This window comes from Streptomyces sp. NPDC058086 (assembly GCF_042885015.1).
GTDB lineage: Bacteria > Actinomycetota > Actinomycetes > Streptomycetales > Streptomycetaceae > Streptomyces.
Window position 1 is genome coordinate 265,170 of sequence record NZ_JBHVST010000002.1, and the last position, 21,798, is coordinate 286,967.

20 protein-coding genes and 1 pseudogene are annotated in these 21,798 nt (G+C 71.5%); 17 read left to right on the forward strand and 4 right to left on the reverse strand.

What is annotated here, in order from left to right:
- The gene (locus ACFVWD_RS02725) at positions 1–1,539 is read left to right on the forward strand and encodes an MFS transporter (protein ID WP_389593519.1); all 1,539 of its coding nucleotides are present in this window, start codon (positions 1–3) and stop codon (positions 1,537–1,539) included.
- Positions 1,540–1,620: 81 nt separating this feature from the next.
- Here ACFVWD_RS02725 and ACFVWD_RS02730 read toward each other — a convergent pair whose 3' ends face one another.
- Complete coding sequence (locus ACFVWD_RS02730; RefSeq protein ID WP_054230621.1) at positions 1,621–2,292, reverse strand: 1-acyl-sn-glycerol-3-phosphate acyltransferase; 672 nt, start codon at positions 2,290–2,292, stop codon at positions 1,621–1,623.
- 277 nt (positions 2,293–2,569) lie between these two features.
- Here ACFVWD_RS02730 and ACFVWD_RS02735 point away from each other — a divergent pair, with 277 nt between their 5' ends.
- The 4 genes from ACFVWD_RS02735 (at position 2,570) to ACFVWD_RS02750 (ending at position 5,335) form a co-directional block, all read left to right on the forward strand.
- The gene (locus ACFVWD_RS02735; RefSeq protein WP_389593521.1) at positions 2,570–2,839 is read left to right on the forward strand and encodes a hypothetical protein; all 270 of its coding nucleotides are present in this window, start codon (positions 2,570–2,572) and stop codon (positions 2,837–2,839) included.
- 157 nt (positions 2,840–2,996) lie between these two features.
- Complete coding sequence (locus ACFVWD_RS02740; RefSeq protein WP_389593523.1) at positions 2,997–4,205, forward strand: glycerophosphodiester phosphodiesterase; 1,209 nt, start codon at positions 2,997–2,999, stop codon at positions 4,203–4,205.
- A 73-nt stretch (positions 4,206–4,278) separates the two neighbouring features.
- The gene (locus tag ACFVWD_RS02745) at positions 4,279–4,785 is read left to right on the forward strand and encodes a sigma-70 family RNA polymerase sigma factor (protein ID WP_389593525.1); all 507 of its coding nucleotides are present in this window, start codon (positions 4,279–4,281) and stop codon (positions 4,783–4,785) included.
- Positions 4,786–4,831: 46 nt separating this feature from the next.
- On the forward strand, positions 4,832–5,335 hold the full coding sequence (locus tag ACFVWD_RS02750) for a GNAT family N-acetyltransferase (RefSeq protein ID WP_389593527.1): 504 nt from the start codon (positions 4,832–4,834) through the stop codon (positions 5,333–5,335).
- Positions 5,336–5,399: 64 nt separating this feature from the next.
- Here ACFVWD_RS02750 and ACFVWD_RS02755 read toward each other — a convergent pair whose 3' ends face one another.
- On the reverse strand, positions 5,400–5,774 hold the full coding sequence (locus ACFVWD_RS02755; protein WP_097288849.1) for a hypothetical protein: 375 nt from the start codon (positions 5,772–5,774) through the stop codon (positions 5,400–5,402).
- 100 nt (positions 5,775–5,874) lie between these two features.
- Positions 5,875–6,234 carry a hypothetical protein gene (locus tag ACFVWD_RS02760; protein ID WP_389593528.1) on the reverse strand — a complete coding sequence of 120 codons (360 nt, stop codon included), beginning with the start codon at positions 6,232–6,234 and terminating at the stop codon, positions 5,875–5,877.
- Positions 6,235–6,303: 69 nt separating this feature from the next.
- Here ACFVWD_RS02760 and ACFVWD_RS02765 point away from each other — a divergent pair, with 69 nt between their 5' ends.
- The 9 genes from ACFVWD_RS02765 to ACFVWD_RS02805 all read left to right on the forward strand — a co-directional run bounded on the left by ACFVWD_RS02765 (position 6,304) and on the right by ACFVWD_RS02805 (position 18,698).
- Positions 6,304–6,951: an HAD family hydrolase gene (locus ACFVWD_RS02765; protein ID WP_168490075.1), complete on the forward strand. Its 648-nt coding sequence runs from the start codon at positions 6,304–6,306 to the stop codon at positions 6,949–6,951.
- A 375-nt stretch (positions 6,952–7,326) separates the two neighbouring features.
- Positions 7,327–8,361 carry a methionine ABC transporter ATP-binding protein gene (locus ACFVWD_RS02770; protein ID WP_389593530.1) on the forward strand — a complete coding sequence of 345 codons (1,035 nt, stop codon included), beginning with the start codon at positions 7,327–7,329 and terminating at the stop codon, positions 8,359–8,361.
- Positions 8,358–9,095: a methionine ABC transporter permease gene (locus ACFVWD_RS02775; protein ID WP_095855741.1), complete on the forward strand. Its 738-nt coding sequence runs from the start codon at positions 8,358–8,360 to the stop codon at positions 9,093–9,095. The genes ACFVWD_RS02770 and ACFVWD_RS02775 overlap by 4 nt, the downstream gene beginning before the upstream one ends.
- Positions 9,096–9,194: 99 nt before the next feature.
- Entirely contained in the window at positions 9,195–10,025 is an 831-nt protein-coding gene (locus ACFVWD_RS02780; protein WP_352047941.1) for a MetQ/NlpA family ABC transporter substrate-binding protein, read from the forward strand.
- A gap of 164 nt (positions 10,026–10,189) precedes the next feature.
- A complete protein-coding gene (locus ACFVWD_RS02785) occupies positions 10,190–10,828 on the forward strand; it encodes a GNAT family N-acetyltransferase (protein WP_389593531.1) in 639 nt (212 codons plus the stop codon).
- 175 nt (positions 10,829–11,003) lie between these two features.
- On the forward strand, positions 11,004–12,215 hold the full coding sequence (gene cbiE, locus ACFVWD_RS02790; RefSeq protein WP_101406203.1) for a precorrin-6y C5,15-methyltransferase (decarboxylating) subunit CbiE: 1,212 nt from the start codon (positions 11,004–11,006) through the stop codon (positions 12,213–12,215).
- 345 nt (positions 12,216–12,560) lie between these two features.
- Positions 12,561–16,370, forward strand: coding sequence for a nicotinate-nucleotide--dimethylbenzimidazole phosphoribosyltransferase (gene cobT, locus ACFVWD_RS02795; protein ID WP_389593533.1), 3,810 nt, complete (start codon positions 12,561–12,563; stop codon positions 16,368–16,370).
- A 200-nt stretch (positions 16,371–16,570) separates the two neighbouring features.
- Complete coding sequence (gene cobA, locus ACFVWD_RS02800; protein WP_389593535.1) at positions 16,571–17,815, forward strand: uroporphyrinogen-III C-methyltransferase; 1,245 nt, start codon at positions 16,571–16,573, stop codon at positions 17,813–17,815.
- 64 nt (positions 17,816–17,879) lie between these two features.
- Positions 17,880–18,698, forward strand: a complete 819-nt coding sequence (locus ACFVWD_RS02805) for a TrmH family RNA methyltransferase (protein ID WP_389593537.1) — start codon at positions 17,880–17,882, stop codon at positions 18,696–18,698.
- 12 nt (positions 18,699–18,710) lie between these two features.
- Here ACFVWD_RS02805 and ACFVWD_RS02810 read toward each other — a convergent pair whose 3' ends face one another.
- Entirely contained in the window at positions 18,711–20,033 is a 1,323-nt protein-coding gene (locus ACFVWD_RS02810) for a serine/threonine-protein kinase (RefSeq protein WP_389593539.1), read from the reverse strand.
- Between the two features lie 196 nt (positions 20,034–20,229).
- Here ACFVWD_RS02810 and ACFVWD_RS02815 point away from each other — a divergent pair, with 196 nt between their 5' ends.
- From ACFVWD_RS02815 to ACFVWD_RS02825, 3 genes and pseudogenes are all read left to right on the forward strand, one after another.
- The gene (locus ACFVWD_RS02815) at positions 20,230–20,505 is read left to right on the forward strand and encodes a hypothetical protein (protein ID WP_067365819.1); all 276 of its coding nucleotides are present in this window, start codon (positions 20,230–20,232) and stop codon (positions 20,503–20,505) included.
- A 198-nt stretch (positions 20,506–20,703) separates the two neighbouring features.
- Complete coding sequence (locus tag ACFVWD_RS02820; RefSeq protein ID WP_054230606.1) at positions 20,704–20,910, forward strand: hypothetical protein; 207 nt, start codon at positions 20,704–20,706, stop codon at positions 20,908–20,910.
- A gap of 393 nt (positions 20,911–21,303) precedes the next feature.
- Positions 21,304–21,798 (forward strand): annotated as a pseudogene (locus tag ACFVWD_RS02825) (aminoglycoside phosphotransferase family protein); the annotation flags it as partial.

The window sequence follows — 21,798 nt, forward strand, 5'->3', positions numbered from 1 at the left end:
ATGACCAGCACCCTGCAGCCGGCGTTGACGGCGGAGGTGGAGAAGCGTCCGGGCCGTTGGCTCGCGCTCTGCGTCCTCGTCCTCGCCGTGCTGTTGGTGGCCGTCGACGCGACCGTGCTCGGTCTCGCGACCCCTTACATCAGCGAGGACCTGAAGCCCTCCGGCACCCAGCTCCTGTGGATCGGTGACGTCTACTCGTTCGTCATCGCCGGTCTGCTCGTCTCCATGGGCAGCCTCGGCGACCGTATCGGCCGCAAGAAGCTGCTGCTGATGGGTGCCACGGCGTTCGGCGCGATATCCGTGCTCAACGCGTACGCGACGACCCCGGAGATGATGATCCTGGCGCGGGCGCTGCTCGGAGTCGCGGGCGCGACCCTGATGCCCGCCACGCTCGCCCTCATCCGCAACCTCTTCCACGACCCGCGCGAGCGCAGCCTCGCCATCGGCATCTGGGGCGCCACGGCCTCCGCCGGTACGGCGGTCGGGCCCGTCGTCGGTGGCTTCCTGCTCGAACACTTCTGGTGGGGTTCGGTCTTCCTCATCAACGTGCCCGTGATGCTGATCCTCGTCCCCGTCGGCATCAAGCTGCTGCCCGAGTCCCGCAACCCGAACCCCGGCCCCTGGGACCTGGCCAGCGTCGTGCTCTCCCTCGTCGGCATGATCGGCATCGTGTACGCGGTGAAGGAGGCCGCCACGCACGGGTTCACCTGGGAGCCGATGGCCGTCGGCGTGCTCGGTGCCGGGGCCCTCCACGGCTTCGTGCGCCGTCAACTCGCGATGCCCGTACCGCTGCTGGACATGCGGCTGTTTCGCAACCGAGGCTTCTCGGCGGCGGTGCTCGCCGATCTGCTGACCGTCTTCGGCCTGTCCGGACTGGTCTTCTTCCTGTCCCAGTACCTGCAACTCGTCCAGGGCAGGCCGCCGTTCCAGGCGGGGCTCGCCGAACTGCCCGCCGCCATCGGCGCGGTGGGAGCGGGTCTGATCGCGGGCTCGGTCGCGCGCCGCTACTCGGTCCGTGCCGTGGTCTCCGGTGGTCTCGCCGCCGTGGGCCTCGCGCTCGGTGTGCTCACCCTGTTGAACCAGTCCACCGGGTACTCGGTGCTCGGCTCGGCGCTCCTGATCGTGGGCGTCGGCGCCGGCTTCTCGTTCACCGTCACCGCCGACGTGATCCTCTCCAGCGTGCCCAAGGAGCAGGCCGGCGCCGCGTCCGCGGTCTCCGAGACGGCGTACGAGCTCGGCGCCGCCCTCGGTATCGCCCTGCTCGGCTCCATCGTCACCGGCGTCTACGCGGGCTTCACCGGCCCCGCGGGCACCCCGGCCGGGGCCCACGAGTCCCTGGGCGGCGCGGTGGAGGCGGCGGCAACCCTGCCGACCCACGCCTCGGAGGCCCTGCTGACCGCGGCCCGCACATCCTTCGTGGACGGCCTGGCACTGGCGTCCGGCATCGGAGCGGCGGTACTGCTCGCCACGGCGGCAGCGGCATGGTTCCTGCTGAAAGGCCAGAAACTCGAAAACGCAGGTGAGGAGACGCCCCGATAGGGGCGCGGGGCTGTGACATTGTGCGGCTCCGCCGCGTGGGCGCGACCAGCCACACCCCACCCGCACCCGAACAACAAACGGCTACGCGGCCTTCGCCTTCGTGGCGTACATGTCCACGTACTCCTGCCCCGACAACCGCATGACCTCGGTCATCACGGAGTCGGTCACGGCCCGCAGCACATACCGGTCACGGTCCATGCCTTCGTACCGCGAGAACTCCATCGCCTCACCGAAGCGGACCGTGACGCGGCCCGGCCGCGGCATCCCCGCACCGCCGGGCTGCAGCTTGTCCGTGCCGATCATCGCGAACGGGACGACCGGGGCGCCGGTCATCAGGGTGAGGCGGGCGATACCGGTGCGGCCGCGGTAGAGCCGGCCGTCGGGGGAGCGGGTGCCCTCCGGGTAGATGCCGAAGACCTTGCCCTCCTCCAGAATGCGACGGCCCGTCATCAGCGCCGCGACACCACCGTTGGCGCCGTCCCGGTCCACCGGGATCATGCCGACGCCGGTGAAGAACCAGGCCATGAGGCGGCCCTTGAACCCCTTGCCGGTGACGTACTCGTCCTTGCCGATGAACAGCACCTGCCGGTCGCAGACCAGGGGCAGGATCATCGAGTCGATGAACGTGAGGTGGTTGCCGGCGAGGATGACCGGACCGTCGCCCGGGATGTGCTCCACGCCTTCCACCCGTGGGCGGAACATCAGGCGCATGATCGGTCCGAGCACTGCCTTGATGAGCGCGAAGCGGGACAAGGGGCCCTCCGGTGTCAAGGGATCGGTATGAAGTATGTGCAGGTGAGGACGATACTCGCGGCCCCCCGGTGATTGCACATCGGGTTCACCGACTGGATACGGACTGTTGACCAATGTTTACCTGAGGTGGCGGGCTGTTGCGCGTTCGTCACACGGACGGAAGCATGTGACGTATCTCGCGGCGGCTTCGGCCGCCACGCCGAACGGGTCGCACGGTTTGATCGGGGTCGCACGTCTTGCCCGGGTCGAGCGGATTGAACGGGGGATCGTGGGATACATGATCGTGGCGCTCGCCGCCTTGGTCCTGATCGTCGGGGGTGCCGCAGTCGTCCTGATCCGCAGGGACCGCCGCCGCGTCCATGGCAGCCCCGACTCGGCGCGGATCGAGGCGCAGGCGACCAGGGTCCTGCGCGACGCCCGCCGCCGCGCCCACGCGGCCCAGCATGTCAGCGACTCAGGGGCCGTCGGCGCCGCCCGGGACCGGGACCCCGGAACCGGGAACCTCCGATCGCGTACCCGGACCGCGTACCCACCCCCGTCACCCTGAAACTGACGAGCCGTCAGCCCTGTGTTCCGTACGACTGTTCCGTACGTCATCCAGCGGAACCCACGTGTTCCGCCACAGGTCTCCCTCCCGTCACGGAAGGGAACCTACGATCGACGCGCTTTGACAGGTACGGGGCGGTACGGCGGGAGGAGCGCTCATGGGGATGCAGGGGACGCACGGGACACAGGGCATACCGGAGTCGCGGGAGCCGAACGGGCAGGACCGGGGCACGGCGCGACGCACGCTGCTCGGGGCCGCGGTGCTCGGCGCGGGCGGAGCGGTCCTCGGGCTGCCGGGTGCGGCGAGAGCGGACGAGCGGCACGCGAGCGGCGGGCACGGCGGCTACAAGAGCCTGCCGAAGCCGACCGTCATCGGGCACCGGGGCGCCAGCGGCTACCGGCCCGAGCACACCTTCGGCTCGTACCAGCTGGCCCTCGACATGGGCGCCGACGTCGTCGAGGCCGGTGACCTGGTGCCCGCCAAGGACGGCCACCTCGTCTGCCGGCACGAACCGGAGATCGGCGGCACCACCGACGTCTCGGCGCACCCCGAGTTCGCCGACCGCAAGACCACCAAGACCCTCGACGGCATCCCCACCACGGGCTGGTTCACCGAGGACTTCACCCTCGCCGAGCTGAAGACCCTGCGGGCCGTCGAGCGCATCCCCGCCAACCGCCCGCACAACACGCTCTACAACGGCCGCTGGGAGATCCCCACCTTCGAAGAGGTGCTCCACTGGCAGGACGAGCAGACCCGTAAGCGCGGCAAGCAGGTCTGGATCTACCCCGAGACCAAGCACCCCACCTACTTCCGGGCGCTGGGCCTCGGCCTGGAGGAGCGCCTCGCCAAGGTGCTCCGCAAGCACGGCAAGGACAAGAAGAACTCGCCGGTCATCATCCAGTCCTTCGAGCCGACCAGCATCCAGCGCCTGGACAAGCTGGTCGACAACCCGCTCGTCGTGCTGCTCTCCGCCGCGAACACCCGCCCCTGGGACTTCGTCACGACGGGTGACCCGCGTACCGTCGCCGACCTCGTCAAGCCCGAGGGCCTGCAGTGGATCGCCTCGTACGCGCAGGGCATCGGCCCCACGCTCGACCTGGTCATCCCCAAGGACGCGAACGGCGCCCTCACCACGCCGACCACGCTGGTCGCCGACGCGCACCGCGTGGGTCTGATCCTGCACCCGTACACCATGCGCAACGAGAACACCTTCCTGCCCGCGAACTTCCGGCAGGGCACCGACCCGAACGCCTACGGCGACGCCTTCGGCGCCTTCAAGACCTACTTCGCCACGGGCATCGACGGTGTCTTCTCGGACAACGCGGACACCGCGCTGCTCGCTCGCGAGGACTTCGTCAACGGATGATCCACCCACCCCGATGGGGTGACACTCGCCCGCCCCGGCAACCCCGTGCCGGGGCGGCGGCGTCCCGCCGCATATGACCCACGAGATGGTTTCCACCCTGCGTCCGCTGCTCGCCGCCGAGGCCTCGGCGGAAGGCTTTGCGTCCGGGACCGAACCGAGCGACCTCGAACAGGCCGTCTGGCTGCGCCTCCTGGAGCGCCTCGACTCGGACGGGCCGCCCGTCGACCCGCAGGGCTGGTTGCGCCGCGCCGTGCGCTCCGAGGTCCGCCGCACCCGCCGTACGGCCCGGTACGAACGGCCGTACGTCTCCGAGCCCGCCGACGAGAGCGGGCCGGACCCCGAACAGCAGGTGATGACCGCCGACAGCCGGCGCGCCCTGCACGACGCGGTCCGTCGGCTGCCGGGTCGCTGCCCCAGCCTGATGGCGGCACTGCTCTCCCCGAAGGACCTCACCTATCGGGAGATCGCAGGCGAGTTGGGTATCTCACAGGGCAGTCTGGGTCCGGAACGTTCCAGATGCCTGGGATGTCTGCGTCGCTTGCTCTCCCCGGTGGTTGCGGCCCGCGAACGGCGGGGATAGGAGTGGGGGACGACCGGTGGAACAGGTGAGCGGGAGGCATGCACACATGGGCATGAGCGTGACCATCTCGGCGGCGACCGAGCAGGACGCAGAGCAGATCCTCAAGCTGCAGTACCTCTGCTACCAGAGCGAGGCCGAGCTGTACGGGGACTACGGCATCGAGCCGCTGACGCAGCCGCTCGACTCCCTCAGGGCAGAGCTGGCGGGCGGTACGGTCCTGGTGGCCAGGCTGGGCGAAGAGGTGGTGGCCTCGGTCCGCGGAGCCGTGGACCCGGACGGCACGGCCCGCATCAACAAGCTCATCGTCCACCCGCGCATGCAGCGCCACGGTCTGGGCGGGCGGCTGCTCGGCGCGATCGAGGCCAAGCTCGCAACGGACGGCGCGGCCAAGTCCTTCCAGCTCTTCACCGGCCACCGCAGCGACCGCAACCTGCGGATGTACCGCAAGCACGGCTATGCGCAGGTCTCCACGGAGCGTGTCGACGAGCGGCTCACCCTGGTGACCCTGCAGAAGGGCGCCGACGCGGGCGCGTTCGTGGCCAGCGCCTGACCAGCGTCCGTGCTCAGGTCCCGTGCTCAGGTCCCGTGCTCAGGGCCCGAGTTCCGGGCCCGAGCTACGCCGACCGGTCGGCCGTGCGCGCCTTGCGCAGCCAGTACATGGCCGACAGCGGCAGCAGCACCGGGATGAACAGATAGCCGATCCCGTAGTCCGACCACACGGTGGCGTCGGGGAAGGCGGACGGCTCGACCAGCGTCCAGGTCCCGACGGTCAGCACGCCCACGAGCTCGGCGGCGCAGCACACCAGCGCCGCCCTGCGGGCCGTTTCACCGCCGCGCACGAGTGAGTACGTGATGAAGCCGTAGACGAGGCCCGCGACCGCCGACAGCGAGTAGGCGAGCGGGGCCTTGTCGAACTCCGTCGAGATCTGGACGGCGGAACGCGACACGGCGCCGACGACCATCACGCCATACAGCCAGAGCAGCAGCATGCCTGGGCCGCTGATCAGCCGGGTGCGCTTCTTCTCCGGGTTCTCCCGCCTCTCCTGATTCTCCTGAGGCGCGGTCCCGTTCTCGTCCGTGGCCGTCATCTCAGCCTCCCCAGATGTCATAGAGCCGCACCTCCAGTACGGCGAGGACGACACCGCCGGCCGCCACCGTGATCGATCCCCAGCGGGTGCGCTCCGCCAGCGACATGAAGCCCGCGGCCGGAATGCACGCGAAGGCACCGAGCAGATACGCCACGAAGATGGTCGTGCCCTGGTCGGGCTTCTGTCCGCGCGCCAGCTGGACGATTCCGACCACCAGCTGGATCAGGGCGAGCAGCGTCACCACGGCCATGCCGATGAAGTGCCAGTCCTTGGTGGGCTGATCACGGTAGGCGGCCCAGCCGCACCAGGCGGCGAGCGCGAGCGCGGCGACGGCGGTCGCGACCGTCAGGGCATCAAGCATGCCGTGACCCTATTACGGGCCAAAAGGCCCGATGCCCTCGCCCCCGGGCTGCCCCGTAGGGTCGAGAGCATGAAGATCCACGCTGATGCCCTGCTGTTCGACAACGACGGGACGCTCGTCTCATCCCTCGAGTCGGTGAACCGGTGCTGGACACGATGGGCGCGCGAGTACGGGATCACCGCGGAGGACTTCGCCCGGATCGAACTGCACGGCCGCCCCGCCGTCGAGATAGCCGCCGACCTGCTGCCCGCCGACCTCGTCCCCGAGGCGCTCGCGCGCATCGAACTGCTGGAGGTCGAGGACGTCCCCGGCGGCGTCGTCCTGCTCCCCGGCACCGCCGCGTTCCTCGACTCGCTGCCGGCCGACCGCTGGGCCGTCGTCACCTCCGCCACCCGGCGACTGGCCGAGGCCCGGCTCGCCGAGGTCGGTATCCGGCCCAAGACGCTGATCTCCGCCGACGACATCACCCGCGGCAAGCCCGACCCCGAGCCCTACCTTCTCGCCGCCCGTGAACTGGGCGTCGACCCGGCCCGTTGCGTCGTCTTCGAGGACGCCCCGGCGGGCCTGCAGGCAGGCCGCGCCGCCGGGATGACCACCGTGGCGTTGGCCACAACCCACGAGGCGTCCGAGCTGGACGCGGACCTCGTGGTGAAGGACCTCTCGGCCCTGTCCGCGCTGGTCACCGGCGGCGGAGTGGAGATCTCCACCCGCGGCTGAGAGGTGTCCACCGCTGTCCGTAATACGGACAGCGGTTCTGGGCCCCGCCTGTACGTCTGCTTTACTTGATCCCATGACCACGACGAGCAGCCGCATCCTTGCGACCGAGGCGACCATGACGCCCGGTGCTCGTTGTATGTGTCGAATGTGCGCCTTCTAGAGGGCCCCTGCACCACCGCCCCGTCTCGCGCCCCGAAGCGAGACCGCCGCGCCCTGTCCGTACCCCGTACGTGAGCGGCGCCGCTCCGCGCGCATGTTCTCCCTCTGGATTCATCCGGTTCCATCGCCACCGCGAGAACCGTGTCGCGTTCCCGACCGAATGCACCCGTGCCGGCGCACACCCGCGCCCCGCACTCGACAGTGACGGAAACCCCAGTGATCACGACAACGGGCCTCACCAAGGTCTACCGCTCGCGCGGCCGTGAAGTGACCGCCCTCGACGGCGTCGATCTGCACGTCCGCGAAGGCGAGGTGTACGGCGTCATCGGCCAGTCCGGCGCCGGCAAGTCCTCCCTCATCCGCTGCGTCAACCTCCTGGAGCGTCCCACCGCCGGCACGGTCACCGTCGCCGGACAGGACCTCACCGCGCTCGTCGGCCGCGGCCCGCGCGCGGGCAAGGAACTCCGCCAGGCCCGCAGCCGTATCGGCATGGTCTTCCAGCACTTCAACCTGCTGTCCTCGCGCACCGTGCAGGACAACGTCGAGCTGCCGCTCGAAATCCTTGGCCTGTCGGGGAAGGAACGTTCCTCCAAGGCGCTCGGGCTGCTCGACCTGGTCGGTCTCTCCGACAAGGCCAAGGCCTACCCGGCCCAGCTCTCCGGCGGCCAGAAGCAGCGCGTCGGCATCGCCCGCGCCCTGGCCGGTGACCCCAAGGTGCTGCTCTCCGACGAGGCCACCAGTGCCCTCGACCCCGAGACCACCCGCTCCATCCTCCAGCTGCTGCGCGACCTGAACCGGCAGTTGGGCCTGACCGTCCTGCTCATCACCCACGAGATGGACGTCGTCAAGACGATCTGCGACTCGGCCGCGCTCATGGAGAAGGGCCGCATCGTCGAGTCCGGCACCGTCAGCGAGCTGCTCGCGACCCCCGGTTCCGAACTCGCCGAGGCGCTCTTCCCGGTGAGCGGCGAGCCGTCCGGCGACGACCGCACCGTCATCGACGTCACCTTCCACGGCGAGGCCGCCACCCAGCCCGTCATCTCGCAGCTCTCGCGCACGTACAACATCGACATCTCGATCCTCGGCGCCGCGATGGACACCGTCGCAGGCAAGCAGGTCGGCCGGATGCGCATCGAACTGCCCGGCCGCTACGAGGAGAACGTCGTGCCGATCGGGTTCCTGCGCGAGCAGGGTCTGCAGATCGACATCCAGGGCCAGCAGCCCGTACTCGTGAAGGACGGCGCCAAGTGACCTGGTCGGAGATGCAGCCCCTGCTGTCCCAGGCGTGTTGGGACACGCTCTACATGGTCGGCTGGTCCACGCTGATCGCGATCGTCGGCGGTCTGCCGCTCGGTGTTCTGCTCGTCCTGACCGACCGCGGCGGACTCCTGCAGAACGTCGTCGTGAACAAGGTCATCGGGCAGGTCGTGAACATCGCCCGCTCGCTGCCGTTCATCATCCTGATGGTCGCGCTGATGAACTTCACGCGCACGATCACGGGAACGACCATCGGACGCGAGGCGGCGATCGTGCCGCTCGCCGTCGGCGCGATCCCCTTCTTCGCGCGCCTGGTCGAGACGGCGGTCCGCGAAGTGGACGGCGGTCTCGTCGAGGCTGTGCAGTCGATGGGCGGCAACACCTGGACCGTCGTGCGCAAGGTGCTCGTACCGGAGTCGCTGCCGTCGCTGATCTCCTCCGCGACCACCACGATCGTCGCCCTCATCGGCTACTCCGCGATGGCCGGCACGGTCGGCGCCGGCGGGCTCGGCGACATCGCCATCCGCTACGGCTACCAGCGCTTCGAGACCGGACTGATGTGGATCACCGTGGCGATCCTCGCGGTCGTCATCTCGCTCATCCAGTTCGCCGGCGACTACGCGGCCCGCACCCTGCACCGGCGCGGCGGCCACTCCGGCGCCGCCCCGAAGCTGCGGTTGCTGAAGGCCAAGGAGCCCGCCACCGCGGAGGTCGGCAAGGTCGCCTGAGACCGCCCGAACACCCCCTTCTGGTTCTCCCCCCACCCGCAGATTTCCCCGTAACCACCCACCACGGGGTCGCTCTACCCTTAAGGAAAGGCACTTTTCGTGCGTAACACCGCCAAAATCACCACCGCAGTCCTCGCCGCCGGAGCCCTCACCCTCGGCCTCTCCGCCTGCGGCTCGGACAAGAGCAGCAGCGCCTCCGACACCAGCGGTCCGCTGGTCGTGGCCGCGAGCCCCACCCCGCACGCCGAGATCCTCGACTACATCAAGGACAACCTGGCGAAGAAGGCCGGCCTCGACCTGCAGGTCAAGGAGTTCACGGACTACGTCACGCCGAACACGGCGACCGAGGACGGGTCCGTCGGCGCCAACTACTTCCAGAACCAGCCGTACCTCGACGACTTCAACAAGAAGAACGGCACCCACATCGTGCCCGTCGTCACGGTCCACCTGGAACCGCTCGGTCTCTACTCCCACAAGATCAAGAAGACCGACGAGCTCAAGAGCGGTGCGACGGTCGCCGTCCCGAACGACACGGTCAACGAGGCACGGGCGCTCAAGCTGCTCGCCTCCAAGGGACTCATCACGCTCAAGGACGGCGCGGGCAACAGCGCGACCACCCAGGACATCGCGAAGAACCCGAAGAACCTCAAGTTCAAGGAGCTGGAGGCGGCCCAGACCCCGCGCTCCCTGGACGACGTCGACGCCGCGGTGATCAACGGCAACTACGCCATCTCCTCCGGCCTCAAGCCGGCCAAGGAGGCGCTCTTCCTGGAGTCCGCGACGAACAACCCCTACGGCAACTTCCTCGCCGTCAAGAAGGGCAACGAGAGCGACCCGCGGGTGAAGAAGCTCGCCAAGCTCCTCACCTCGCCCGAGGTCAAGAAGTTCATCGAGGACAAGTACGCCGGTTCGGTCATCCCGTCGTTCTAGTTTCGGTCATCCCGTCGTTCCGGCCGGGTCACCGTACGGGGTCCACTCCATCACGCGGAGTGGACCCCGTGGTGCAGTTCGGTGGCCTCATGCTGCATGCTGGGCAGTTCAGCGGGCCCGAAGGATCCGAGGGCCCGACGTCCCCGACGGTTACGGAGCGGCGCATGACCAGCACCTTCCCCGACATCTCCATCAGCACGGAGCGGTTGGTCCTGCGCGCGCTCGACGAGGACGACATCCCCTCCCTGGCCGCGATGATGAACGACGAGCAGGTCGGGGCCTGGACCGACGTGCCCCAGCCCTATACCGAGGACAGGGCCCGCACCTGGATCACCGAGTACGCGCCCGCCGAACGCGCGGCGGGCCGGGGACTCGACCTCGCCGTCACCGAGTTCCTCACCCAGCGCCTGGTCGGCATCGTGCAGCTCGCCAAGACCGACTGGCATGTGCGCTCCACCGAACTGTCGTACGTCATCGCTCCCTGGGCCCGCGGCGAGGGCTACGCCTCCGAGGCGGCGCTCGCCACCGCCCGATGGCTCTTCCGCGACCAGAAGTTCGAGCGCATCGAACTGCGCACGGCGGCCGACAACACCGCCTCCCAGCAGGTCGCCCAGAAGATCGGCTGCATCAGCGAGGGCGTCCTGCGCAACGCCTGTATAGCGCACACCCGCACCGAGGACGGGCGCTGGGTGGACGTGCGCACCGACTTCATCGTCTGGAGCCTCCTCCCGGAGGACCTCGACGGAGTCGGCGACCAGCTCGCCGACACGGGTGGTTTCACGTCGTTCTCCGACTGGAACTGAACCGGCGGGATTCCCCGCGCCGAAGCCGGGGGACGTCCCGCACGGCGTTCCGAAGAACCGCTCCCACCCGGCAGATATCTGTGCGCCCGCACCCAGCGACACCAGGTACCCTCACGGAGCCCGCCCGCGGGCTGCCCACCGACGACCTGCGAAAACCCTCTGGAGACTGACGACGATGGCCGACCGGGTCACGGTGATCGGCTGGGACGGCTCGCCCTTGACCGCCGCGGCGCGCTCCGCCCTCGGCGCGGCCACCCTGGTGGCCGGAGCGGCGCACCACCTGGCGCTCCCCGAGGTACCCCGGGCCGCCGAACGCATCCGCCTCGGCAGCGTCTCCCTCGCCGCCCGCCGTATCGCGGGCCACCGCGGCAGCGCCGTCGTCCTCGCCGACGGCGACCCCGGCTTCTTCGGAGTCGTACGCACCCTGCGCGCCCCCGAGTTCGGCCTGGAAGTCGAAGTCGTGCCCGCCGTCTCCTCGGTGGCCGCCGCCTTCGCCCGCGCCGGCATGCCCTGGGACGACGCACAGGTGGTCGTGGCGCACCGCCGCACCCTGCGCCGCGCGGTGAACGTCTGCCGCGCCCACACCAAGGTCGCCGTCCTCACCTCGCCCGGCGCCGGACCCGCCGAACTCGGCCTGCTCCTCGAAGGAGTCCACCGCACCTTCGTCATCTGCGAGGAACTCGGCACCGCGAGCGAGCGGGTCACCATCCTCACCTCCGACAAGGCCGCCGACCACACCTGGCGCGACCCCAACGTCGTCATCGTCATCGGCGGCTTCGTGGCCGCGGCCGAGGACGGCGGCTGGATCGCCGGACGCGACCCGGGCACCGGACCGCGCGGCTGGGCGCTGCCCGCCCAGGCGTACGGCGGCGCACTGGGCGAAGGCGAAACGGATCTGCTGCGCGCCGCCCAACTCGCCCGGCTGGGCCCGCGGGTCGGAGACCTCGTGTGGGACATCGGCTCCGGCAGCGGCGCCTTCGCCACCGAGGCGGCGCGCACCGGCGCGGCGGTCATCGCCGTCGACCGCAACCCCGGCTCCTGCGCCCGCACCGAGGACTCCGCCCGCCGCTACGGCGTCCAGATGCAGATCGTGCACGGGACCGCTCCGCACGTCCTGGAGAACCTCCCCGAACCCGATGTCGTACGCGTCGGCGGCGGGGGAGTGCAGGTCGTCTCGGCCGTCGCCGACCGCCGTCCGCAGCGCATCGTGACGCACGCGGCGACCCGGGACGCGGCCGAACTCGTGGGCCGCGATCTGACCGAGCACGGATATCAGGTCGAATGCGCCCTCATCCAGTCCGTCGAACTCGACACAAGGGCCTGGACGGAGACCGAGCGGAGCGTCGCGTTCCTGCTCACAGGCCGTCTGCCCGATCGCAACCCGTGATCCTGTTGTCGTACTGCGCGCGGTAGGCTGGCCGATCGTTGTACCGCTCCCGGATGATCGGCCTTTCGTGGGCCAATGTCCGGAAAACGCGCCCGTTTTGAGGCGAGTGTGGTACGGCAGAACCGGAGGACGCGCAACGTGGCGCAGTCCACAGCGGGCCGTCGCGGATCAAGCTGTCGCGAGGGTCGGACGACCGGGACAATGCCAGTTAATGGCTTTGTCGTCTTTGTTGGCCGGTCGTTCGTGCCGCTGGGCGCGCACGCTCGTTCTTCACTGCGGGGCGGTCGGTGCGCCGTTCCGGGCGAGCAGGACTTGGAAGCACTAACCGATGGGCGAGGGGTACGCATGACCGACACCGGCCAGGTCCCGGGCGAGGGACTGCCGGAGAACGCAGGCATGGTGGAGCAGCCGGGCGTCCCCGCCCCGGGCGTGTACACCTTCCTCGACCCCTCCGGGAACCCCGCCGAGGACGACGACCTGCTTCTCATGCCAGGCGCACAGGGAGCGTGGGGCAACGAGGTGGCCCCGCCGCCCCCGCAGCCCCTCGTCCAGGAACAGCCTCTCGTCCATGAGCCGGGTCCGCACGAGATGGCCGGCCGGGACAGCGGTTCACTCGACCTCAGTGGCGTCCGTGTACCCGGCCCCGCGGCCGCCCCGCAGCCGACGGCGCCGCGCCGCCCGCTGCACCTCGGCCCGCCGACTCCGGACGGCTCCGCGAGCCCGGTGCGCTCGCTCGCCGACCGCGGCCCCGCCGCCGCGCCCGTTGCCACCCCGATGAACCCCGTGGCTCCCCCGACTCCGGTAAGGCACGCGGGTCCCCCGACCGCCGGTCCCGAGTACCTCGACGTACCGCAGCTCTCCGAGATCCCGCCGCAGGGCGCGGTGCCGTGGGGAGCGCCGCCGGTGGGTCCCGAGGGGACGGCCGCAGAAACGGTCGTCCCGTCGGCAGTCCAGGGCCCGGAGGCCGGAGTGGTCGCCGAGGCGGTGACGGTGCCGGAGGCGGCGCCGGTCGCGGAGGTTGCCGAGGCCGTCGAGGCCGCGGAATTCGCCCCGGTTCCCCAGCTTGCGGAGGCGGTCGAGGCGGTCGGGTCTCAGGAACTCGCGCAGGTGCCCCAGGCCCCGGAGACCGCCCACACGCCCGAGGCGTTGGAGGGCCACTTCGTCCAGCAGGCCGTGGAGGCCGAGCCGAGCCCCGAGGCCGAGCCGAGCTTTGAGGCCGAGCCGAGTCTCGAGGCCGAGCCGAGCTTTGAGGCCGTGTCGAGCTTTGAGGCGGCGCCGGGCTCTGAGGCCGCGCCCGCGCCGGACGGCTTCCCGGCCCCCGAGGCCCCGGAGGCGACTCCCGCTTCGACGCCCTTCCCGGTCGCCCAGGACCTCCCGCACGCGGCGCCGACCGTGGACGACACCGCCGGGCACCTTGCCGGCACCCCGGCACAGGCTTCCGAGGCGGGCGAGTCCTTGGCTGCCGAGCAGGTGCTCCAGCCCGCGCAGGACCCGCAGTCGACGCCCGCGGCCGAGCCGGGGACCACCGAACAGGCTCCCCAACTCGCGGACCAGGCCGCCCACCTCGCCGAGCCCGCCGCCCAGGCGGTGGACCAGGCGCCCCAGTTCCCGGCCCAGGACGCCCAGTTCCCGGAAGCCGGTGTCCATATCCCGGAACCCGTGGTCCAGTTGGCGGACGCCGGCGTGGAGCTCGCGGAGGCCGCGCAGCCCGAGTTCGCCCCGGAGCCCCTCGTGGTGTCCGCCGCTCAGGCAGCCGCCGAGGCGCAGGCGCAGGTGGCGCGCGCCGCGCACGACTCGTACGGACAGGCGGTCCCAGGCGTCGAGGCCTTCCCGGTCCAGGCCGCGCAGTTCGCGGCCCCCGCCGCGGCCCACGCCGCGTTCGCCGAGGTCGGTGCCGGTGCACCGGTCGGTGTCGCCGCCCACGCACAGGCGCCGCACGCGGCCACGAACCAGTCGCACGGCGAGCACCACCCCGGCGACACGGCAGGCGCACCCGGATTCCAGGGCGCCCCCCTGGATTCCGCCGCGGACCAGCCCCTCGGCCAGTTCGTGCCCGTCGAGGGCACGGTGCCGACGACCCCGCACCTCGCCCCGACCCCGCCGCACGCCATGACCGTGCCGCCGCTGCCCACGGAGGAGCGGCCCCCGGCCGAAGAGCCCCCGGCCCTGGTGGAGGCCGTGCCGGCGGAGAGCCAGGAGGCTCACCCCGCCCCTCCCGCCGAGGCGGAGCCCGCCATCGAGGCGCCCCTCGCCCCGGTTCCCGCGCCCCGCGAGGCCGAAGCCGAGACACCCCCCGTACCGGAGCCGTTCGAGGCGGACCCGGAGCCCGTAGTAGTCGCACAGCAAGCGGACGACCTGGACACCCAGGTCGCCGACCAGGAAGAGAGCCCGGCCGCAGTGGAAGACGTACGAGAGTCCACCGGCCCGGCGGCCCCCGGCTACGACGACGCCGAGCGCGAGGCCGTGCTGCGCGTGATGCGCGAGCGCCGCGACATCCGCAACGGCTTCCGCAGCGACCCGATCCCGCACGACGTGCTGCTGCGGGTCCTGGAGGCCGCGCACACCGCGCCGTCCGTCGGTCACTCCCAGCCCTGGGACTTCGTCGTCATCCGCTCCGCCGAGACCCGGCGCACGATGCACGAACTGGCCGCCCGTCAGCGCGAGGCGTACGCCAAGTCGCTGCCCAAGGGGCGCGCGAAGCAGTTCAAGGAACTGAAGATCGAGGCCATCCTCGACACGCCGGTGAACATCGTCGTCACCGCCGACCCGACCCGCGGCGGCCGTCACACCCTGGGCCGTCACACCCAGCCCCAGATGGCCCCGTACTCCTCCGCGCTCGCGGTCCAGAACCTGTGGCTCGCGGCCCGCGCCGAGGGCCTCGGCGTCGGCTGGGTCAGCTTCTTCGACGAGCGCGAGATGGTCCGCGCCCTCGGCCTGCCCGAGCACCTGGACGTGGTGGCGTACCTCTGCGTCGGCTACGTCGACGAGTTCCCCGAGGAGCCCGAGCTGATGCAGGCCGGCTGGTCCAAGCGCCGCCCGCTGTCCTGGGTCGTGCACGAGGAGACGTACGGCCGTCGCGCGCTGCCCGGTGAGGAGCCGCACGACCTGCTCGCCGAGACGGTCTCCAACATCCGCCCGCTGGACGCGAAGGCGCTCGGCGAGGCGTGGGAGCGCCAGAAGCGGATGACCAAGCCCGCGGGCGCGCTCGGCATGCTGGAGATCATCTCCGCGCAGCTGTCCGGCCTGTCACGGATGTGCCCGCCGCCGATCCCGGAGCCCGCCGCCGTCGCGATCTTCGCGGGCGACCACGGCGTGCACGCCCAGGGCGTCACCCCCTGGCCGCAGGAGGTCACCGGCCAGATGGTGGCCAACTTCCTGGGTGGCGGCGCGGTCTGCAACGCCTTCGCCAACCAGGTGGGCGCCGAGGTCTGCGTCATCGACGTGGGCGTCGCCTCCGACCTCCCCGCGACCCCGGGTCTCCTCCCGCGCAAGGTCCGCGCGGGCACCGCCGACATGACGACCGGCCCCGCGATGACCCGCGAAGAGGTCACGGCCGCCATCGAGGTGGGCATCGAGACGGCCCGCGACCTCGTGGCGGCCGGCAACAAGGCCCTGCTGACCGGCGAGATGGGCATCGCCAACACGACGGCGTCGGCGGCCCTGATCTCCGTCTTCACGGACACCGACCCGTCCGAGGTGACGGGCCGCGGCACCGGCATCAACGACGAGACCCTCGCCCGCAAGACCGAGGTCGTGCGCCGTGCCATCGAACTCCACCAGCCGGACCCGGCCGACCCCATCGGCGTCCTCGCCGCGATCGGCGGCCTCGAACACGCCGCCATGGTGGGCCTGCTCCTCGGCGGCGCCTCCCTGCGTACGCCGGTGATCCTGGACGGCGTCAGCGCCGGCGCCGCCGCCCTCGTGGCCCGTGCCATCGCGCCCGAGGTCCTCGCGGCCTGCATCGCGGGCCACCGCAGCGCCGAGCCCGGCCACGTCGCCGCCCTGAACAAGCTGGGCCTGCGCCCCCTGGTCGACCTGGACCTGCGCCTCGGCGAGGGCACGGGCGCCCTGCTGGCCCTGCCGGTGGTCCAGAGCGCGGCGAGGGCGATGCACGAGGTGGCGACGTTCGACTCCGCAGGGGTCACCGAGAAGTAGACCGACGACGCGCCCGCTTGCGCGGGGGCCCGGGGGCCAGCCCCTCACGCGGCGAAGCCGCACAGTGTCACTGCCGGGACGGGGCGGGCTTGGGGAAGGAGCCCCTCCCGCCCCCGCCGTATCGTGGACCCGCACCCAAAACAGCACGTCAAGGCCGCTCCAGCCGAGCGCAGCGGCCCCGTACGAGGAGCCGCACCTCCATGGCCGAAAACCCCGCCTACCCCGTAGGCCTCCGCCTCACCGGCCGCCGCGTAGTCGTCCTCGGCGGTGGCCAGGTCGCCCAGCGCCGCCTCCCGGCGCTCATCGCGGCAGGCGCGGACATCCACCTCGTGTCGCCCGAGGCCACCCCCTCCGTCGAGGCGATGGCGGACGCGGGCGAGATCACCTGGACGAGGCGCCCGTACGAGGACGGCGACCTCGCCGACGCCTGGTACGCCCTGATCGCGACCGGTGACCGGCAGGCGAACACGGACGCCTCCGCCGAGGCGGAGCGCCACCGCGTCTGGTGCGTCCGCTCCGACGACGCCGACGCGGCGACCGCCTGGACCCCGGCCACCGGCCACAGCGAGGGCGTCACGGTCGCCGTCCTCACCACGAACGCCAAGGGCCGCGACCCCCGCCACACCGCGGCGATCCGCGACGCGGTGGTCGAGGGCCTGCGCGACGGCACCCTGGTGGCCCCCCACCACCGCACCCGCACCCCTGGTGTCGCCCTGGTCGGCGGCGGTCCCGGCGACCCCGACCTGATCACGGTCCGCGGCCGACGACTGCTCGCCGAGGCCGACGTGGTCATCGCCGACCGTCTGGGCCCGCGCGACCTGCTCGCCGAACTCCCGCCGCACGTCGAGGTGATCGACGCGGCGAAGATCCCCTACGGCCGGTACATGGCCCAGGAGGCCATCAACAACGCGCTCATCGAGCACGCGAAGCAGGGCAAGTCGGTCGTCCGGCTCAAGGGCGGCGACCCGTTCGTCTTCGGTCGCGGCATGGAGGAGGCCCAGGCGCTCGCCGAGGCGGGCATCGTCTGCACGGTCGTCCCCGGCATCTCCAGTTCGATCTCGGTGCCGGGTGCGGCCGGAATCCCGGTCACCCACCGGGGTGCCGCACATGAGTTCACCGTGGTCAGCGGCCATGTCGCCCCTGACGACGAGCGATCCCTCGTCGACTGGTCGGCCCTCGCCCGACTGCGCGGCACGCTCGTCGTCCTCATGGGCGTCGACAAGATCGGCAGGATCGCCGAGACCCTGATCGCGCACGGCAAGCCGGCCGACACCCCGGTCGCCCTGGTCCAGGAGGGCACGACCGCCGCCCAGCGCCGCGTGGACGCGACCCTGGCCACGGTCGCCGAGGCCGTACGCACCGAGGACGTGAAGCCCCCGGCGGTGATCGTCATCGGCGAGGTCGTGAACGTGGGTGTGCACAGCCCGCCGAACGCTTCCGAGTAACCACCGGTAACCCAACCCGTGCCCAGCCGTTGGCACCGCACCCAGGACAAGGCAGTATCACCCTGTGGCCGATCTCATCACCGTTGAGAACCCCGACGACCCGCGCCTGCGTGACTACACGGGCCTGACCGACGTGGAGCTGCGCCGCAAGCGCGAACCCGTCGAGGGCCTGTTCATCGCCGAGGGCGAGAAGGTCATCAGACGCGCCAAGGACGCCGGGTACGAGATGCGCTCGATGCTCCTGTCCGCCAAGTGGGTCGACGTCATGCGCGATGTCATCGACGAGCTCCCGGCCCCGGTGTACGCGGTCAGCCCGGAGCTCGCCGAACAGGTGACCGGCTACCACGTGCACCGGGGCGCGCTCGCGTCCATGCAGCGCAAGCCGCTGCCGACGGCCGAGGAACTCCTGCGCTCCGCGCGCCGGGTGGTCGTCATGGAGGCGGTCAACGACCACACCAACATCGGCGCGATCTTCCGCTCCGCCGCGGCCCTCGGCATGGACGCGGTCCTGCTCTCCCCGGACTGCGCGGACCCGCTCTACCGCCGCTCCGTGAAGGTCTCGATGGGCGCGGTCTTCTCGGTCCCGTACGCCCGTCTCGAGACCTGGCCCAAGGGCCTGGAGACGGTCCGCGACGCCGGCTTCAACCTGCTCGCCCTCACCCCGGACGAGAAGGCGAGGTCCTTGGACGAGGCGGCCCCGCACCGGATGGACCGGGTCGCGCTGATGCTGGGCGCGGAGGGCGACGGCCTGTCCACGAAGGCCCTGATGGCGGCGGACGAATGGGTCCGCATCCCGATGGCCCACGGCGTCGACTCGCTCAACGTCGGCGCGGCGGCCGCTGTCGCCTTCTACGCGGTGGCGACGGGCCGCCCACAGTCGTAGGGCCTGCCGGCCTCAGCCGTCCTCGCTGATCCGGCTGCGGTACCGCTCGGCCATCAGATCACCGGGAGGCCGCGCGTACGACGACTGCTCCTGTCGTACGTCCTTGCGTGTGCCCCCGTCGTCCAGCCCGCGTGCCGGCCCCTGGCAGCCCTGCGCCGCCGCGATGCCCAGCGCGACGAGCAGCGTCACCACGACGAACACGAAGAGCCGCTGACGCAGCAGTCGCGGATTGGCCGGCCGCCGCCCGGTCCCCGTCGTCCGGGGTGCGGGACGCCCGGCGCCGCTGCGGGGCGCGGGCCTGCTGCCGGAGCGTCCGGTACTCCGGGCGGGCGCGGGTCGCGCACCCGACTGTGACGGCCGTGAGCCCCCGTTGGTGCCGCCCGTGCGCGGCGGCGGTGTGCCCTGCGGGCGGCGCTGGGTGGGCTGCTCGGCGTACTGCTCGGCGAGGCGCCCCGTCGGCCGGTCGGGATCATTGCGCTGCGCGGGCGGGCGGACGTCCGCCATGCCCTGCGCCTCGCGGGCCGCGATCTCCTTGAGCCGCAGGGAGAGTTGGAGCGTGCTGGGACGCTCCTCGGGGTCCTTGGCCAGACAAGCGCGGACGAGCGGAGCCAGCGCGTCCGGAACACCGTGCAGCTGCGGCTCCTCGTGCACCACCCGGTACAGCATCACTTCGGAACTGCCGTGCCCGAAGGGCGAGTCGTTGGTCGCCGCGTACGCCAGCGTGGCGCCGAGCGCGAACACGTCGGTGGCCGGGGTGACGGCGGCGCCGCGCACCTGCTCGGGCGCGAGGAACCCGGGCGAGCCGACCGCCGTACCGACGTGCGTCAGGGTGCTCGCCCCCGTCGCCCAGGCGATGCCGAAGTCGATGATCCGCGGCCCCTTCGGGGACAGCAGGATGTTGGACGGCTTGAGGTCCCGGTGCACGACACCGGCCTCGTGCACGGCGACGAGCCCCTCGGAGAGCGCGGCCCCGACGGCGGCCACGTCGGCGGCCGACATCGGGCCCTCCTCGGCGACCTTGTCGTGCAGCGAGGGCCCCGGCACGTACTGCGTGGCGAACCACGGCCGGTCCGCCTCGAGATCGGCGGCCACGAGCCGCGCCGTGCAGCCGCCCCTGATCCGCCGGGCCGCCGAGACCTCGCGGGCGAACCGTGACCGGAACTCCTGATCCTCCGCCAGATCCGGTCGGATCACCTTCAACGCGACCCGCTGGCCACGGCGGTCGGAGCCCAGGTAGACCACGCCCATCCCACCCGCGCCGAGCCGTCTGTGAAGCCTGAACGAGCCGACGACACGCGGGTCCTCGCGCCTCAGGCGCATCATCGCCATGTCCATCCCCGCTGCCCGGTCCGTTTGACGAGCCACAGCTTACGTTTCCGCGGCCGGGTGCGCGCAGAGGCCGCGCCCTCACGGCCCGATCGATTGTCAGTGCCGGGTGGGAAACTTGAAAGACGGTCAGGGAATGCGCGAACAGGACTGCCTTGGGCTGCCTGTGATCCCAACCGTCCGTCGCAGAAGGGGGATTGAACCTGTGAAGGGTGATCGCGTGGAGATAGTCGTGGACGCCGGGGACACGACGCGTACGTATGAGGTGGTGGCGAGCAGGGCGGGTCGCAGAGTGGAGACCGCGGTGCGCCGGGGGGTGGTGGAAGTGAGCGAAGTCACCCGAAACGGATCAGTGGTGCGCACCGCCCGCTTCATGGCGACGCGGGTGCTGGCGCTGGTCGAGCAGCCGGTGCCGAGGGAGGACAGCTCGGAACAGTCGGGGCACACCGGACGCCCCCTCCGGGAAGACCCTGAGACCTAGGTCCTCATCTCCACCCAGGGGAGTACACCGCAGGTCATCGCTCATCCTCCGGGAGGCCCGGCAATCGGTACGAGGGCATGACGACCGATCGCCGCCGCGCCCGTAGATTTGAGGTCAAGCGGCGGGTGCAGCACTCGTCCCCCGAGGTCAGACACCCGCCGCTGCCAACCACATAGATGCTCGGTCAGGAGAGGGACCATGGCCCACACGGCACCGCGGACGGCGATCCGCACAGGACGCAAGGCGTACAGCGCCGCGTTCCGCCCGCGTCGTCAGGGTCAGCGCCACCCCTTGGTGGCGACAGCGATGGTCCTTCCCCTGGCGGCCCTGCTCGTAGTCGTCTTCGGCGGCTGGGACGCGGTGGTCACACAAGCGTCGTCCGTGGGCGTGATGCTGGGGCGCTGAGCGGCGCCCCAGGCCCGGAAGAGCGGTCCGGGCGGGGACATCCGGCCATGAAACCCCGTGGGGACGGGGGTGCGGCGGACGGCACAAATGCCCGCGCAGCTGGGGAGCTGCGCGGGCATTGTTTTGCCCTGACACCGGGACGGACCGGTTTCCCCGACTGCGAGCCCCTGGGGCACCGGGGCGCAGCCCCGTGCCTTAGGGGCGCGGGGAACTGCGCGACCGGCCCCCACCGGCCCGCAGCCGAAGAACCCACCCGGGGGTCTGGGGGCGGAGCCCCCGGGGACGACGGGGGTCCCCCTGCTCGAGCGAAGCCGAGAGCTTGGGGGAGGGTAGGGGCGGCGGGGCGGAGAACGTACGCTCGCGAGGTACCGACCGCACACCCCAGGGGGCCCCGTGACCGCAGACGTGCTTCCCGCCCTGACCGCGGGCGCGCGCACCGCGGCCCACCCCGCCGACACCCCCTGCACGCACCACGACTCCGTCCTCGCCGACCGCCACGACGGCACCGTCGTCCGCCACGGCGACACCGTGGCCAAGGCCCACGCCCCCGGCACGGACCCCGCCGAACTCTCCCGCCGTCTCGGGCTCGCCGCACACCCCGCCCTCGCCGGCACCCTCCTCGCCCCGCTCCGCCCGAAGCCCGTCGACCTCCACGGCCGCCTGGTCACCTTCTGGCCCTACGGCACCCCGGTCGACCCGGAGACCCCCGAGGCCGCTCCCTGGGAGGCGGCCGCGACCCTGCTGGCCCGCCTCCACCGGACCCCCGCGCCGGACGGCCTGCCGCCCATGCGGGGGTGGCCTCCATCTGCTCGCTGTCCAGCTCCAACAGCTCCGGGGGCAGGTAGTTGCAGAGGTACGCCATCGGCTCCCCGTGGGCGAGCCGCAGCC